Origin of the sequence: Anabaena sp. 4-3, assembly GCF_001597745.1 — a bacterium.
In the GTDB taxonomy this organism is placed as follows: domain Bacteria; phylum Cyanobacteriota; class Cyanobacteriia; order Cyanobacteriales; family Nostocaceae; genus Trichormus.
On record NZ_LUHJ01000072.1, the window covers coordinates 250,231 to 266,697 of the forward strand.

Genomic DNA, 16,467 nt, shown 5'->3' on the forward strand with positions numbered 1-16,467 from the left:
TGAAAGCCCACCAGTAACACCCTGAAAATCCCAAAAATTTTCAGGGTGTTACGTCCTTTAGGGGTGGGATGAAAAACAACTCAAGCGGCTTTAGCCGCAGTGATATTTTGTACTTGTTATTTATTTACGCTATACTATAAAGCGTAACTTAGTCGATAGTAAATCCCAGTGCATCACGGTAGAACAGAAAACATTCTCTGTAGTTAGAGACGAGTAACCTGATATGTGTTAACCGTAGCGACATAAATAGTGCCTGATTTTACTAACTATGAATTCTAGGCTCTGGATGTAAATTTACCAGTAACTCACTTTCAATTATTGATAATTCATCCAGCCGTTGATTGACAATTTCACGGTCAAAATAAGTATCAGCTAAAACCCAATAAGTACCGAAGTGTCGCGCTTCTGATGCCATCAAACCCTTGTAAAACTTGGCTAATTCTGGCTCAGGGCAGTGTGTAGCTAATAATCCTAAACGTTCATGACTGCGAGCTTCAATTAAACCTGTCACGAGTAAGGAATCTAAAAAACGTTCAGGTTCTTGGGGACGCACAGCTGCTTTTAAACCTGCGCCATAGGGAGGTGGTGAGAGGGGTGCTAAAGGGATACTTCGCCTTTCTAACCATTGATTCACCAATTCAAAATGTTCTAATTCTTCACGGGCGATCGCTGTTAATTCCCGCACCATTTTAGTATTAGAAGGATAGCGAAACATAAAGTTTAACGCCACCCCAGCCGCTTTACGTTCACAGTGGGAATGATCCAGCAAAATAATATCTAAGTTAGTAATGGCTTGTTCTATCCAAGCATCACTGGTAGGTTGCTTTAGTGCATTAATGGTTGGTAACACAGAGTTAAGCATAGGGCGATAAAACTAAACAAATAAGAATAGTGCTGAATATGTCAGCAAATCGATTTTAATGTAAATGGCGGTGTTTTAGTTCTGAGGATATAGATCCCCAACTTCTTTGAGAAGTCAGGGATCTGAGTATAATGTTTTTTGAAATTAGTGTTAATAGTTGGTTCAGGGGGCAAATATCCGGTTTAAGAAAGAGATGATTTCAGCCCAAGCAGAGGTAGAAGCGGCGGCATCGTAGCGATAACCATCATCTCGCATGAAAGTATGTTCTGCTTCGTATAAATGTACGCTGTGAGGAATTTTAGCATCCTCAAGGGCTGTAATTAAAGTGTGTCGGTCATTTTCGGGAATGTGAGGATCAAGAGTACCAAGTACAAGCAGCATTTCTCCGTTGACTTCGCTGACTCGGTGGATAGTATCGGCTATTCCCTTACCTAATTTACCACTGGGTATCCCTGTAGGGTAGCAGCAAACAGAGGCTTTAATTTCCTGGGCAAAAGCAGCCCGAAATGATAAATGTCCACCAATACAAAAGCCGAGAGTGCCGATTTTATTGGCATCAACCGATGTGTCAGCTTTCAGGAAATCAATCATAGCCCGACAATCAGCATCATATTCTGCGATCGCAGTTCGTCGTGCATGATCATTACCTCGCATTCTACCAAGGTCATCCGGCTCAATCACTAAACCAATCGGTTCTAGGCGATGAAAAATTTCTGGTGCTGCTACTACATAGCCAAATCCCGCTAAGTAGTTGACTAGGCGAATCATTGCCCCACCTAACTGATAAATATCACTGTAAAATAAAATACCTGGATATTTTCCGACTGGCTTTGGTGATGCCACATAAACACGCATTAAGCTATCATCAACTCTCAACTCCACGTTACGCTGAGTGATTTGCACGTTTTTCTCTCCATCTCATGCTTTCAATAGCTTTTACAGCAGTGAGTCAGCAAATCGGGATAGGGTTAGGGGATAGGAACTGATTAAAAAATTTTATCTAATTTTGCTTATATCTACTCAAAAACTATGCTACAGTGTTTGTATGAGTAAGTTATCTATATCGGAAGCAGCAAAATTAAAAGGTGTAAGTGTTTCTACACTTAGAAGATGGGAATCTGAAGGTAAATTAATTCCTGAGAGAACAGCTAGTGGTCATAGAAGATATGATTTAGCTCAATTACTAGGAATTAAGCCTGATCTATCTTACACAATTGGTTACTGTCGAGTGTCTAGTCATGACCAAAAAGAAGACTTAGAAAGACAAAAACAAGTTGTTGAATTATTTTGCTCTCAAAATGGTTGGCAATTTGAAATCATAGAAGATTTAGGTTCAGGCTTAAACTACAGCAAAAAAGGATTGAAAAGGTTAATCCGATTAATTGTTGATAGTAAAGTTGAACGTCTTGTTTTAACCCACAAAGATAGACTACTAAGATTTGGTAGTGAATTAATTTTTAGTCTTTGTGAACATTTCGGTACTGAAATTGTGATGATTAACCGAACTGAAGATTCTACTTTTGAAGAAGATTTAGCACAGGATGTTTTAGAAATAATTACAGTTTTCTCTGCTCGTCTTTATGGATCTAGAAATCATAAAAACAAGAAAATCATTGAGGAGTTGAAAGAAGTTGCTGATAGGATTTAAAACTGAGTTAAAAATCAATAATTATCAGCGTACTCAATTGATAGGACATTGCGGTGTTGCTCGTCATGCTTGGAATTGGGGTTTAGCACTAACCAAGCAAATACTTGAGCACAACAAAGAATACCCCAACTCTCAAATAAAATTTCCTACAGCAATAGATTTACACAAATGGTTAGTAGCATTAGTTAAGTCGGAAAACTCTTGGTATTATTAATACTCAAAATCAGCACCACAAGAAGCTCTACGAGCTTTAAGAACAGCTTGGGATAGATGCTTTAAAAAAATATCAGGTGTACCAAAATTCAAAAAAAGAGGTAAAAACGATAGTTTTACTTTAGAAGGTACTATCAAGATTTTAGGTTCTAATAAAATTCAAGTCCCTAAAATTGGAGTTTTAAAAACTCATGAAAGACTACCTCAAAAAGAAATTAAATCAGTAACTATTAGCCGTAAAGCTGATAGATGGTTTATTAGCTTTAGATTTGATGTAGAAAAACTAGAAAATAATTCCAATAGTATTGTTGGGGTAGATTTAGGCGTAAAAAATTTAGCTACTCTATCAACAGGTGAAATAATAGAAGGGGCAAAGTCTTACAAAAAATATGAATCTAAATTAAATAGACTCCAATGGTTAAGTCGAAATAAAATTATCAATTCAAATAATTGGAGAAAAGCACAATTAAAAATTGCTAATTTACATCTGAAAATAGCTAATATCCGTAAAGATACATTACACAAACTCACCACACTTTTAGCTAAGAACCACAGCAAAGTAGTAATTGAGGATTTAAATGTATCTGGAATGTTAGCTAACCGAAAGTTAGCAAAAGCAATTTCAGATATGGGATTTTATGAATTTCGTCGCCAATTAACTTACAAATGTGAATTATATAATTCCGAACTTGTGGTAGTTGATAGATGGTATCCCAGTTCTAAAACTTGTTCTAGCTGTGGGACTAAAAAAGAAAATCTCACACTCAATGATAGGGTTTTCAAATGTGAAAATTGTGGTTTTGAGTGTGATAGAGATTTAAACGCAGCAATTAATTTATCCAAAATTAATTTGTCAAAAGCTGTCAGTTAGACAGTGTTAGTCTGTGGACTGGATAATGCCGACATTACCAGGATGAAGCAGAAAATAAACGTCAAACTCTATTTAGTACAAGTTATCTTTTTTAGAAAAGTCTAAGTAGGTAGGTTTGAGTAAGTTTTATGTAACGGACTATTCAATTGTAGAGACGTGGCATGCAAAGTCTCTACCAACTATTGACGATTGACTGTTGCTTTAACTTTTCTCTCATTCCCAGATTACCTTGTAAACCGCCCGTGTGGATTAAAAGCAAGCGATCGCCTATGGGAAAAAATCCTTGTTGTATTAAATCCATCACCCCATAAAACATTTTTGCGGTATATACGTAATCAAGAGGGACATCATGAATTTTGGTAAACTCTTGGCTAAAGGCTAAAAGTTGCTCATTTACCTTGGCATAACCGCCACAATGGTAGTCACAGACTAAATCCCAAGGTGCAGAAGTAGGATATGGTGCAGGTAAATCAGAGGCGAGGTATTGCGTCAGTAAGTTGTTGATATCTTCTCGGAGAAAGTCACCATTTTTCAACACCGGGAAACCAAACACTTTCTGTGGTGATGCTAAGGAAAGAGTCAACCCAGCTAAAGTAGTAGCTGTACCACAAGCCACACAGACAGTATCAAAAGCTGTTTGTACTTCCCGAACTATCTCTGTACAACCGCGCACACCATTGAGATTACAACCACCTTCAGGAATGATAAACACCTCACCAAAACGCTGGCGTAATTGTTCCTGTAATTCTGAGGTGTGACGTTTGCGGTAAGTTTCGCGGTCAACATATACTAATTGCATCCCTTGTTGAGCAGCAAAACTGAGAGTAGGATTCAAGGGTAAAGTTTCCTCACCACGAATCACACCAATAGTGCGAAATCCTAACAGATTCCCAGCCGCCGCCGTTGCATAGATATGATTAGAATAAGCACCGCCAAAGGTGAGTAATGTAGTGTAATTTTGTTGTTTGGCAGCTAAGAGATTGTATTGCAGCTTAAACCATTTATTCCCGTTTACCGTCGGGTGCATCAAGTCAAGACGCAGTACAGATATTTCCACACCTGCATTGTTAGCAATTTGGCTGTTGATGGGCTGTGTGGGTATTGGGCTGATAGCATGGGGCATCATCATACAATTTAGCTTATAGCGTTTTTTAGTCGAATCAGGTACAAATCAGGACTTACGCAACTGACACATTAGTAGGGTGCGTCAAATGTTAAAAATCTGTTAATTTTTCCAGAATAATCTGCGCTGACGCACCCTACAACAAAGTTTCATAATCACACTGGCGTAAGTCCTAAAATTTATCTGCGTACCCTGCGGGCAGCAAGCTATATCTGCGTGCATCTGCGTTTAATTCCGACTGACTGTACCTCACTTGAATGGTAATTGCTGTTGAATTCTCATGATAAACATTGATTCATTTCAATGTTAGATAAATTATCATCCAAACTGACGCTTGACTGGTTGCTTAATAAATATTTCTAATCAATAGCTTTAAATATTGACATTTTACCAATCGAGATTCTCAAGTTAAATATAGGAATAAGCATACTAAAAAACAATAATATTATTTTGGATAACTCCAATGGTCGCAATCACAGAAAATACTCAAATTATTGCTAATCCTGGGCTTTTGACGGTTCAAACTGTAGAAATTGCTAGCGAAACAACAGCTATCCGTTGTTTAGATTGGGAACGCGAGCGTTTTGATATTGAGTTTGGTTTACGCAATGGTACAACCTATAATTCTTTCTTGATTCAAGGTGAAAAGATTGCTTTAGTTGATACTTCTCATAGAAAGTTTGAACAGTTATATCTAGAGTTAATCACAGGATTAATTGATCCAAATCAGATAGACTACCTGATTATTAGTCACACAGAACCAGATCATAGTGGATTAGTCAAAGACATTTTGCAGTTAGCTCCTGATATTACCGTGGTTGGTGCGAAGGTGGCTATACAATTTTTAGAAAATATGGTTCACCAGTCTTTTAAATCAAAGCTGGTAAAAAGTGGCGATCGCCTAGATTTAGGCAACGGTCACGAGTTAGAATTTATCTCTGCCCCTAACTTACATTGGCCTGATACAATTTTCACCTACGACCATAAAACAGGCATTCTCTACACCTGTGATGTATTTGGAATGCACTATTGCGACGACCAAACCTATGATGAAAACTTCCACTCCATAGAAGCAGATTTTAAGTATTACTACGATTGTCTGATGGGGCCGAATGCGCGCTCTGTGGTAGCGGCTTTAAAACGCATCGACAAATTAGAAATCAAAACCGTCGCCACCGGACACGGGCCTTTACTACAACATCATATACCTGAATGGATCAAACTTTATCAAAACTGGAGTTTAGAACAAGCAAAAACAGAGACATTAGTCGCGCTATTTTATGCCGAAGATTATGGCTATAGTGAGCATTTAGTCAGAAATATCGCCCATGGATGTACAAAGGCGGGCGTAGAAGTAGAATTAATCGATTTAATCACTGCTGAACCGCACGAAGTCAGAGAAATCGTAGCACAAGCAGCCGGATTAATTATTGCTATGCCGCCTCAATCGGTGGTGAATGCACAAGCAGCTTTAAGTACAATTTTGGCGGCGGTACATCATAAACAAGCGATTGGTTTATTAGAATCGGGCGGTGGAGAAGATGAGCCTGTATTTCCCTTACGCAATAAATTCCAAGAGTTGGGATTAACAGCAGCATTTCCCCCAATTTTAGTCAAAGAAGCCCCCAACCAAACCCTAGAAAAACTGTGCGATGAAGCGGGGACAGATATGGGACAATGGTTAAATCGCGATCGCACCATCAAACAAATCAAATCAATTAATAGTGAATTAGAAAAAGCCCTCGGACGCATTAGTGGGGGACTATATATTATGACTGCCAAAAAAGGCGAAATTCACAGCGCGATGTTTGCCTCTTGGGTGACACAAGCTAGTCTTAACCCTTTAGGTGTAGCGGTGGCAGTCGGTAAAGAAAGAGCCATTGAATCCTTACTGCAATTAGGCGATCGCTTTATTTTAAACGTACTTGCAGAAGGCAACTATCAAGGATTAATGAAGCATTTCCTCAAACGTTTTCCCCCCGGTGCCGACAGATTTGCCGAGGTGAAAACTTATCCTGCTAGCAACGGTGCGCCCATTCTAGCAGAAGCTTTAGCCTACATGGAATGTGAAATTACCAGCCGCATGGACTGCGGTGATCATTGGATTATCTACAGCACAGTAAAAAGCGGCAGAGTCGCCGATATCAACGCACTCACCGCCGTTCACCACCGCAAAGTCGGTAATCATTACTAGAAGGCAGGAGGCAGGAGGCAGGAGGCAGAAGAATATCCCTCATCCTCCTTATCCCCCTCATCCCCAACCACCAATCCCCAAATAGCTATGTATAAACACGTAGAAGATAACCCACTTTCTCTGTATGAAATCAATCGCAGTCGCATTGTTCGCAGCTTGGAACTGATCCAAGATGTCATTGTGATTTCCTTATGTATCGGGTTATTTAGTTTCATGGCGATTCAGGTAAGAGATATGTTTCTCTCCCTGCTTCCGCCCTTAGACTTTCATGTTGTGACAGCCGATATTTTGTTTTTGCTGATCTTGGTAGAGTTATTTCGCCTACTAATTATTTACCTGCAAGAACAGCGCATATCTATCGGCGTAGCTGTTGAAGTCTCCATTGTTTCCGTTTTGCGAGAAATCATTGTTAAAGGTGTACTAGAAATCAATTGGAGTCAAGTTCTAGCCACTTGTGCCTTCCTCTTAGTTCTCAGCGTCCTTTTAGTTGTACGAGTTTGGCTACCCCCCACATTTGAAGGCATTGATCCCGAACAACAAATATCTCAACGCTACAAAAAGCGCACCAAGCAAGAATTAGCACAAACCAATGGCAGATGAGGGTTTAGAAGGTACTGAGGGCTAGGAAGAAGCCGGGGAGGTATTAGTTATCTCGTATCTTGCACCATTCTCAATCAGCTTGAGGTGGGCATTGCCAAGAACCTAAAATTAAGGCTTTGAGCAACTTGCACGCAATGCCCACCCTACAAAAATTATCATCCAGGAACAGGTGCAAGATGTGTGTTATTCAATTTTTAATTATATGCCCAATGCCCCATGCCCATTTTGAATTTTGAATTTTGAATTTTGAATTTTGAATTATGACTATCTCCACCTCTATTCGCCCCAGAGATGTACAAGTTGCAGAAATTGGCCAAGATACGCTCGTACTGCGATCGCGTACTTGGGAAAGATTAAAATTTGAAGTTGAGTATTCCCGTCAACGGGGAACTACAGCCAATTCTTATCTCATCCAAGGCGACAAAATAGCTTTAATTGATCCTCCCGGTGAATCTTTCACCAAAATTTACCTAGAGGAACTAGCCCAACGTCTCGATGTCACACGCCTCGATTACATTATTCTCGGACACGTTAACCCCAACCGCAGCGCGACATTAAAAGTATTGCTGTCGCAAGCCCCGCAAATAACTTTAATTTGTTCTCGTCCGGCTGCTAACATTCTGAAATCATCGTTTCCTGAATGGGAAGCCCGTATTCAAGCTGTACGCTGGGAAGACACCCTAGATTTAGGAAAAGGACATCGGCTCAATTTTATCACCGTCCCGACTCCCCGGTGGCCGGATGGACTTTGTACTTATGATACTGCTACCAAAATTCTGTACACAGACAAGTTTTTTGGGGCGCATGTCTGCGAAGATACCCTATTTGATGAAGACTGGAAAAAGTTAGACGGAGAAAGACGTTATTACTTTGACTGTCTCCATGCACCCCAACCTAAACAGGTAGAAGTCGCCTTAGATAAATTAGCAGGATTAGGGGCTAGATGTTACGCACCTGCTCATGGCCCTGTGATTCGCTATAGCCTGAGTCGTTTTACTCATGATTATCGCCAATGGTGTCAGGCACAGAAATCTCAAGATTTCAGTGTAGCGTTGTTGTATGCTTCTGCCTATGGCAATACAGCAATTGTAGCTCAGGCGATCGCTCAAGGTTTAATTGAAAATGGTATCAACGTCGAGTCTATCAACTGTGAACTCGCAGATACAGCAGAAATTACCCGCATCATCGAAGCTTGTGACGGTTTTATTATCGGTTCTCCCACACTCGGCGGCCATGCACCAACGCAGATTCAAACCGCTTTAGGTATAGTCCTTTCCACAGCCGCAAAAACAAAATTAGCTGGCGTATTTGGTTCCTACGGTTGGAGTGGAGAAGCCATTGATTTAATTGAAAGTAAGCTCAAAGATGCTAACTACCGCTTAGGCTTTGAAACTATTCGAGTACGTTTTAGCCCCACACCAGACACCCTACAAGAATGTCAGACAGCCGGGGCGAACTTTGCCCAAACCTTGAAAAAAACCAAAAAACTCCGCAATACCCGCCAAGCTGCCACCGAAGCCCAAATTGACCGCACTGATCAAGCTGTAGGGCGAATTATTGGCTCTTTGTGCGTCGTCACTACCCGCGACCAAGACAACCACAAAGGTATTTTAACTTCTTGGGTATCACAAGCCACATTTAACCCCCCAGGAATTATGCTGGCAGTCGCTCAAGAACAGAATGCAGACTTAATGCGTCATCCTGGGGATAGATTTGTGCTGAATATCCTCAAAGAAGGTAGAAATGTCCGGCGTTATTTTTCCCGTCAAAGTACACTAGGGGAGAATCCCTTTGCTCACCTTGGTACTAAAACTGCTGATAACGGTTGTTTAATTTTAACTGAAGCATTAGCCTATTTAGAATGTACAGTGAAAAATCAGCTTGAATGTGGTGATAGATGGTTAATTTATGCTGTCGTCGATCAGGGAGAAGTCTTAGAAAGTGAGGGCGTAACTGCTGTAGAACATCGCAAATCAGGCAGTTATTTTTAATTGATACCGAGTCACAGTCCAAGATTGTAGGGGATTAGCATTGCTAAACCCCTACTTTTGCTGTTTTATCAAGTCTTTTGTTATGTCAAGACCGGTTAATTACTGATAATTAACTGAAGATGCAGACTTTTGTTTAACTCAGTTGCCTGTTGCCTGTTGCCTGTTGCCGGTTGCCTGTTGCCTAGCCCTCACAGATATGATAACTATTCTAACGGACATGATGTTATTATAATTTATGGCTAAAGTTTTTGACTGTATTACAGAACAACTGCAAGAGTTTATTGCAGCCCAACATCTATTTTTTGTGGCTTCTGCACCTCTCAGCCCTGATGGTCATGTTAACCTGTCACCTAAAGGATTAGATTGTTTTCGGTTGCTGTCACCTCATCAAGTAGCTTACTTGGATTTAACAGGCAGTGGCAACGAAACCTCAGCCCATCTTGAAGAAAACGGGCGGATAACTTTAATGTTCTGTGCCTTTGAAGAACCCCCTTGTATTTTACGTCTCTACGGACGGGGAAAGACAATCTTACCAACTTCCCCAGATTGGAATGATTTGTATTCATTGTTTCACCAAATACCAGGGACTCGTCAAATTATCCTGGTTGATGTGGAACGTGTGCAGACATCCTGTGGTTTTGCTGTACCACTTTACGAATATCAAGGACAAAGACAGACTTTAATTAATTGGGCGGAGAAAAAAGGAGAACAAGGTATAAAAGACTATCAACAGCAGAAAAACACTGTCAGTATTGACGGTTTACCGACTCCACTCGGTAAAATACCCTAAAACTTAACTTTTGGGTATGAATTATATTGTGCTTTCCTGTTGATACCAGCGCACAAGAATAAAGTTGAGCAATGATAGAAATAGGTAACTAAGACAGTCTATGACTATTGCTCAGTCAAACCGCCAGATGCTCACTGCCCTAAAAACAGTTTCACAACTCGCCAGTATCATTGTCACTTTGGTTGGTGGTGCTGTTTTGGTGGGTTGGCTGTTTGATATTCCCATCCTCACCAGCTTTTTTCCTGGGTGGGTAGCAATGAAAGCGAAAACTGCTCTAGGCTTTGTGTTTTCAGGTTTAGCATTATATTTGCTCAATAGCAGAGGAAATCGCCCGCGTCGAGTGATTCAGGTGTTGGCGGTGGCGATCGCATTTCTGGGATTACTGACAATCAGCCAATATATATTAGATAGAAATTGGGTAATTGAGCAGTCGAGAGCGATCGCTACTTCTGAATTGGCTCGAATACCACTACCAGTTGCCTTAAACTTCATCTTAGTTAGTGTAGCACTGTTTGTTTCGGTACTGCGTCATGTCCCCTACCGACTGGTGCAATTGCTGACACTGGTTGCAGCCTTTTTTTCCCTACAAATTTTGATGAGTTTCAGTTATGGCAACCAATCCGAAGTGTATGCAGTTACGCCAATATTCAGTTTGACATTCTTTACAGGGATAGCTATCCATACGGCTGTGACATTTGTGATTCTCAGCCTGGGGATTTTATTGGCGGCTCCGGCTGAGGGATGGATGCGCTTAGTTGTTAGCAATACCGTGGGTGGAATTACGGCTCGGATATTGTTACCAGCAGCGATCGCTATTCATTTTGGTTTAGGCTGGTTGCAAGTTCTCGGAGAACGCATTGGTTTGTTTGATGAAGCCTTCGGGCTTTCTTTGCACGTAACTGGCAATATCATCGCTTTTCTAGGGTTAACTTGGTACTGTGCCGAACGTCTTTATCGTTTAGATAGCCAGCGTCAGCAAACACAAGCAGCACTCACAGATGCCTACAATCAATTGGAAACAAGAGTGGCGCAACGCACCGCCGAACTCTCTCAAACCAATCAAGCCTTAAAACGGGAAATTGCCGAGCGCATGCAAGCAGAGCAGTCTTTGCGCCAAAGTGAAGAAAATTTTCGTCGGGCGATTCTGGATGCTCCTCTACCTATGGCATTACACGCCGAAGATGGAGAGATACTACAAGTTAATCATACTTGGACAGAAATTACTGGCTACCATCCCGCAGAAATTTCTACAATCGCAGATTGGACAGAAAAAGCTTACGGTAAACGTCAAGAACAAGTACAGACTGATATCGCTGGCTTATATCATCTTAATCGTCGCATTTACGAAGGGCAATATGTAATTAGAACCAGCACAGGTGAAACACGCATCTGGGATTTTTATTCTGCCCCCCTTGGTAAACTACCCGATGGTAGACGTTTAGCCATTAGTACAGCTATTGATATCACCGAACGCCAGCAAGCTGAGAATCAATTGCGAGAGCAAGCCCAATTGTTAGATTTAGCCTATGAAGCTATTTTTGTCCGGGATAATCATAATACTATCAGATTTTGGAACCGCAGTGCTGAACAACTCTATGGCTGGACAAGTGCAGAAGTATTAGGCAATTCACCACACACCCTGTTACAAACAGAATTTCCTGATCCTGACTTAGACTTTCAAGCTACGCTGCTGCAACAAGGACATTGGCAAGGTGAATTGAGACACACACGAAGAGATGGCAACCAAATTATAGTAGAAAGCCGTCAAGTTTTGATGCGAGATGCTCAAGGTCGGGTAAAGGGTATTTTAGAAGTCAATCGAGATATTACTGAACGTAAGCAGATTGAGCAAGAGCGGCAAAGATTAGCGTCAATTGTGGAAAATATTCCTAACTTTATTGCGATCGCTAATCTCGATGGTCAATTAATCTATGTTAATTCGGCAGGGCGCGCAATGGTTGGGTTAGAACCAACAGCATCATTAACCCAACTCCAAGTCACTGATTTTCATCCACCAGAATACGAAAATTTCTTATTACATCAAGTTTTGCCTACCATACTAGAGCAGGGATATTGGCAAGGAGAGTCACTGTTACGTGATTTTCAGACAGAAGAATTAATCCCTGTTCATCAGTTATCATTTATCAATCGCGATCGCCAAACTGGTGAGCCGTTGAGCATTGCCACAGTTATCCGTGACATCCGTGAAATCAAACGTGTAGATGCAGAACGTCTACGACTGTTGCAACAGCTAGAAATCGAACGCTCGCGATTAGAACAAGTATTACAGCAAATGCCTTTAGGTGTCTCAATTTCGGAAGCTCCTGCTGGCAGACTGCTATTTCACAACCAGGAAGCAGTCAGACTGCTGCGCCATCCCATGCTGCTGCTAGATACTTATCAAGATTATATTCAATACGGCGCAATTCACGCCGATGGACAGCCTTATCATCCTGAAGAATACCCAATTACCCGCGCTTTGCTGAATGGCGAAACCATCAAAGGCGAAGAAATGATTTATCGCCGGGGTGATGGTACTACCACGTTTTTTTCAGTAACGGCTGCTCCCATTATGGATCAACGGGGACAAATCATCGCCGGTGTGAGTACCTTTGAGGATATTTCAGAGCGCAAACAAGCCGAGGAGAAAATTCGTCAACTCAATGCTACCTTAGAGCAACGGGTACAAGAACGCACCGCCCAACTAGCAGAAGTCAATCAGGAGTTAAAACGCTTTACGTACACAGTTTCTCATGACTTGCGCTCGCCTTTACGTGCTATCCGAGGGTTGATAGCAGCTTTAGTAGAAGATTACAGCGATCGCTTCGATGAACTAGGACAAGAATATACACAACAGATTAGCAATTCTGCCCACAGGATGGATCAGCTAATTCAAGACTTGCTTGCTTACAGCCAACTCAGCCAAACTGAGATTCAGTTGCAAGTGGTTGATTTAACCAGTGTCATGCAAGACATCCTCAGCCAATTGAGACTAGAACAACAAGCCAGACAGGCAGAAATTACGGTGACTTTTCCCCTCCCTCCAGTCATCAGTCAGCCGACAGTTTTAACTCAAGTGTTGATTAATTTGCTGACTAACGCCATGAAATATGTTCCACCCGGCATTCACCCCCAAATCAGAGTTTGGGCAGAACAGCGACAGAATTGGATTCGCCTTTGGGTTGCAGACAATGGTATTGGCATCGCACCGGAATATCAAAAGCGGATTTTTGGCGTATTTGAACGCCTCCACGCCGTCGATTCCTACTCAGGCACAGGAATAGGATTAGCAATCGTCCAAAAAGGTATAGAACGCCTAGGCGGAAAAGTTGGGGTGGAGTCTCAGCCAGGAGCAGGAAGCCAGTTTTGGGTAGAACTGCCAGCAACATAACTTTTATTTAAGGTAGCAATCAATGCCAGATTTTCAGGTGAAAACAGTATTATATGTTGAGGATGATGCAGTCTATGTTTTGTTAGTCAGACGCGCTCTGCAACGCTCCAAGTTAGAGCAATTGCCTAATTTGCAGACTGTAGTCACAATGGAAGATGCTCAACGTTATCTGTTAGGGCAAGCTCCTTATGAGGATAGGGTTGCTCATCCTTTGCCCAGTCTGGTTTTGACAGATTTACGATTACCTGGACAGTCAGGGCTGCAACTTTTGCAATGGATACGGGAAACTCCACAATTTCAGCATCTCCCGGTTGTCATGTTGACTGGCTCGGCTTTAGATGAAGATATTCAACTAGCTTACCAGCTAGGGGTGAATTTTTGTTTGGTGAAGCCAGATAATGTTGATGCTTTAGTCAGTATTATTCAGGCAATTAGTATTTATTGGGTGCCACCGCCAACCAAGCTGATTATTGACTAGCAGGGAACAGGCAACAGGCAACAGCTATAAGACTTTGTTCCTCAAATTTGTACCTCATTTACCCCCAATCTGCTGTAAATTGCTGGATGAGATTGGCAACGCTAGCCAAGAATTTGTCTGGCTCGATGGGTTTGGCTATATGCTTTTGAAACCCTGCTTGGTAGGCTTTTTGTTGGTCGGTTTCACTGGCGTAAGCTGTCAGGGCGATCGCTAATATTTTCTCATGGGGATGTAATCTATGAATCTGCCGCAAGAAAGTATAACCATCAATTTTAGGCATGCCAATGTCACAAATGATTAAATCTGGTTGAATTTTGTGAAACATTTCCAGGGCTTGACTAGCAGATGCGGCAGTTGTGGCGATCGCTCCATGTTGTTCTAGTAAAAATGCCACGAATTCGCGGGAATCTGCCTCATCATCTACTACCAAAATCCGCACTCCTTCTAAACTTATACGTGGTGACAAAGATTGTTGTGGGTCATCTTCTCTAGCAGCATAATTGAGAATCGGTAGTCTGACAATAAAACTAGACCCTTCTCCTAAGCCTGGGCTGTGTGCTGTGACTGTGCCGCCATGCAGTTCTACTAAATGGTGTACAATTGCTAACCCCAAACCTAAGCCAGTGGAGGAACGGGTAATAGAACTATCTGCTTGACAAAAATAATCAAAAACCTGGGGTAAAAATTCCGGTGCAATTCCTATACCGTTATCACTAACCGTAATTTTGGCCTGAAAATCTATCTCCTCCAGCCGAATTTCCACACGACCCCCAGATGCGGTAAACTTCACAGCATTCGTGAGTAAATTCCAGATTACCTGTTGTAGTCGTTCGGGATCACCAAGTACCTTACTGACATCTGGCTGACAGTTAACAACAATCTCCACTCCTTTAGCCTCAGCTGCTAACCGCACCGTTTCTATAGCAGATGCCACGATGGATGATAAATTGACGGGACATTCTTTTAATTTGAGCTTACCACGCAAAATTCTGGAGACATCCAGCAAATCTTCAATTAATTGCGCCTGAATTTTGGCATTACGTTCAATAATCTCTAAGGCACGGTTTAAGGTTGTGGTGTCATATTTGCGGGTTTGTAAAATTTTCGCCCATCCCAGAATCGGATTGAGAGGCGATCGCAATTCATGAGACAACACGGCTAAAAATTCATCTTTAATCCGGTTGACTCGCTCGGCTTCTTCCCGTGCGGCTTGCTCCCGCATCAGCTGCGATCGCTGTTGCTCTAATTGTTTAATCTCACTCACATCTCGGCTGAAAGTCAACACATACTCCACCACACCCTGCGGGTTAATCTCCGGTACTACCCGTGATTGATAAATTCTTATTCCCCTAGGCGTAGGAAATTCAAACTCAATAAATTGCTCCTGAGCAGTGGTAAAAGCCAGACGCAGCAATGTATCCCAGCGCAGATAAATATGTTCTGGTATTCCCAATTCTGCATGAGTTTTACCAATCAATTTAGTTGGGGGTAAACCAAGAGCTTGTTCTATCGCTCGGTTGACATATACATAGCGCAAATTCACATCAAACCGGGCAATCACATCTGGGGAATTGTCTAACAGAGTCTGCCAATTGTGCTGTTGCTGATGCAGAGTAGGGTTTGTTAGTTGAGGATTTTCTGTGTATAAAACAGCTTCCATCTGCTTGCGTTCTGTAATATTTTGCCAATAGACACTCAATTTAGTCGGTGTGGGATAGATATAGACATCAAACCAAGCATTCATCTCAGGACAAAATTGCTCAAACTGGGCTGAAGATTGTTGAGCGATCGCTCGATGACATTCCTGAGCAAAAATAGAACCGAGAAATTCTGGACAAACCAGCCAAAAATTGTTACCGAGCAACTCAGCACAACTTCTGCCAAAGATTTGGGCAGCTTGAGCGTTAACAGCACTCACTTGCCACTCTCGGTTATAAGTAATAAAAGCTTCAGTCAAACCCTTGGTAACTTCAGCAACTTGATCCTTCACTAACTAGCCTCATCGAGAAAACTATCGTTGAACATCAAAACATCCCGTATGAATTCCCAGATGCAAACAATATCTAACCACGTTGAAATAGTAACTCTGCCACAGTGATTTTATGGGTACTGGTTCGTTAAGATATTTATACTAACGCCCAAAGTGGATTAATGTCTTGCAATGCTTAGTCTGGGAACTGAAAACAGAGACAAGGGGATTTTTCCTGGAGAATTTCTGGAATTAGGGTTAATTTATCAGAATTTGATGTAATTTTTGCAATATACATATTCTCGGCTATACCTTGCCAAACCTAATTATAGTCGGC

12 protein-coding genes and 1 pseudogene are annotated in these 16,467 nt (G+C 41.6%); 9 read left to right on the forward strand and 4 right to left on the reverse strand.

Going from position 1 to position 16,467, the window contains the following annotated elements:
* Positions 1-262: 262 nt before the first annotated feature.
* Positions 263-862 carry a tRNA-(ms[2]io[6]A)-hydroxylase gene (locus A3775_RS21455; protein WP_066426704.1) on the reverse strand — a complete coding sequence of 200 codons (600 nt, stop codon included), beginning with the start codon at positions 860-862 and terminating at the stop codon, positions 263-265.
* Positions 863-1,024: 162 nt separating this feature from the next.
* Positions 1,025-1,765: a dienelactone hydrolase family protein gene (locus tag A3775_RS21460; RefSeq protein ID WP_066382651.1), complete on the reverse strand. Its 741-nt coding sequence runs from the start codon at positions 1,763-1,765 to the stop codon at positions 1,025-1,027.
* 142 nt (positions 1,766-1,907) lie between these two features.
* Here A3775_RS21460 and A3775_RS21465 point away from each other — a divergent pair, with 142 nt between their 5' ends.
* The 3 genes and pseudogenes from A3775_RS21465 to A3775_RS21470 all read left to right on the forward strand — a co-directional run.
* On the forward strand, positions 1,908-2,510 hold the full coding sequence (locus tag A3775_RS21465; protein WP_066382645.1) for an IS607 family transposase: 603 nt from the start codon (positions 1,908-1,910) through the stop codon (positions 2,508-2,510).
* On the forward strand, positions 2,494-2,724 hold the full coding sequence (locus A3775_RS25150) for a helix-turn-helix domain-containing protein (RefSeq protein ID WP_231867051.1): 231 nt from the start codon (positions 2,494-2,496) through the stop codon (positions 2,722-2,724). Before A3775_RS21465 ends, A3775_RS25150 begins: the two co-directional genes overlap by 17 nt.
* 66 nt (positions 2,725-2,790) lie before the next feature.
* Positions 2,791-3,594, forward strand: a pseudogene (locus A3775_RS21470) (RNA-guided endonuclease InsQ/TnpB family protein); the annotation flags it as partial.
* Positions 3,595-3,766: 172 nt separating this feature from the next.
* Here the strand turns inward: A3775_RS21470 and A3775_RS21475 are convergent.
* Positions 3,767-4,717, reverse strand: coding sequence for a 1-aminocyclopropane-1-carboxylate deaminase/D-cysteine desulfhydrase (locus A3775_RS21475; RefSeq protein WP_066426741.1), 951 nt, complete (start codon positions 4,715-4,717; stop codon positions 3,767-3,769).
* 463 nt (positions 4,718-5,180) lie between these two features.
* Between A3775_RS21475 and A3775_RS21480 the strand changes: the two genes are divergently transcribed.
* The 6 genes from A3775_RS21480 to A3775_RS21505 all read left to right on the forward strand — a co-directional run bounded on the left by A3775_RS21480 (position 5,181) and on the right by A3775_RS21505 (position 14,161).
* Positions 5,181-6,911: a diflavin flavoprotein gene (locus A3775_RS21480; protein ID WP_066382641.1), complete on the forward strand. Its 1,731-nt coding sequence runs from the start codon at positions 5,181-5,183 to the stop codon at positions 6,909-6,911.
* A gap of 87 nt (positions 6,912-6,998) precedes the next feature.
* On the forward strand, positions 6,999-7,511 hold the full coding sequence (locus tag A3775_RS21485; RefSeq protein ID WP_066382639.1) for a phosphate-starvation-inducible PsiE family protein: 513 nt from the start codon (positions 6,999-7,001) through the stop codon (positions 7,509-7,511).
* A gap of 260 nt (positions 7,512-7,771) precedes the next feature.
* Positions 7,772-9,502, forward strand: a complete 1,731-nt coding sequence (locus tag A3775_RS21490) for a diflavin flavoprotein (RefSeq protein WP_066382637.1) — start codon at positions 7,772-7,774, stop codon at positions 9,500-9,502.
* Positions 9,503-9,737: 235 nt separating this feature from the next.
* Positions 9,738-10,292 carry a pyridoxamine 5'-phosphate oxidase family protein gene (locus tag A3775_RS21495; protein WP_066382635.1) on the forward strand — a complete coding sequence of 185 codons (555 nt, stop codon included), beginning with the start codon at positions 9,738-9,740 and terminating at the stop codon, positions 10,290-10,292.
* A gap of 100 nt (positions 10,293-10,392) precedes the next feature.
* Entirely contained in the window at positions 10,393-13,683 is a 3,291-nt protein-coding gene (locus tag A3775_RS21500; protein WP_066426707.1) for a PAS domain S-box protein, read from the forward strand.
* Between the two features lie 22 nt (positions 13,684-13,705).
* Positions 13,706-14,161, forward strand: a complete 456-nt coding sequence (locus A3775_RS21505) for a response regulator (protein ID WP_066426709.1) — start codon at positions 13,706-13,708, stop codon at positions 14,159-14,161.
* Between the two features lie 58 nt (positions 14,162-14,219).
* On the opposite strand, the gene A3775_RS21510 is transcribed toward A3775_RS21505, so the two are convergent.
* On the reverse strand, positions 14,220-16,151 hold the full coding sequence (locus A3775_RS21510; RefSeq protein ID WP_066426711.1) for an ATP-binding protein: 1,932 nt from the start codon (positions 16,149-16,151) through the stop codon (positions 14,220-14,222).
* Positions 16,152-16,467: the final 316 nt, after the last annotated feature.

What these genes read in the sequence shown, in the direction of transcription:
- A3775_RS21455 (WP_066426704.1), bottom strand. Translation starts at nt 862, where the DNA reads ATGCTTAACTCTGTGTTACCAACCATTAATGCACTAAAGCAACCTACC.
- A3775_RS21465 (WP_066382645.1), top strand. Translation starts at nt 1,908, where the DNA reads ATGAGTAAGTTATCTATATCGGAAGCAGCAAAATTAAAAGGTGTAAGT.
- A3775_RS21475 (WP_066426741.1), bottom strand. Translation starts at nt 4,717, where the DNA reads ATGCCCCATGCTATCAGCCCAATACCCACACAGCCCATCAACAGCCAA.
- A3775_RS21480 (WP_066382641.1), top strand. Translation starts at nt 5,181, where the DNA reads ATGGTCGCAATCACAGAAAATACTCAAATTATTGCTAATCCTGGGCTT.
- A3775_RS21485 (WP_066382639.1), top strand. Translation starts at nt 6,999, where the DNA reads ATGTATAAACACGTAGAAGATAACCCACTTTCTCTGTATGAAATCAAT.
- A3775_RS21490 (WP_066382637.1), top strand. Translation starts at nt 7,772, where the DNA reads ATGACTATCTCCACCTCTATTCGCCCCAGAGATGTACAAGTTGCAGAA.
- A3775_RS21495 (WP_066382635.1), top strand. Translation starts at nt 9,738, where the DNA reads ATGGCTAAAGTTTTTGACTGTATTACAGAACAACTGCAAGAGTTTATT.
- A3775_RS21500 (WP_066426707.1), top strand. Translation starts at nt 10,393, where the DNA reads ATGACTATTGCTCAGTCAAACCGCCAGATGCTCACTGCCCTAAAAACA.
- A3775_RS21505 (WP_066426709.1), top strand. Translation starts at nt 13,706, where the DNA reads ATGCCAGATTTTCAGGTGAAAACAGTATTATATGTTGAGGATGATGCA.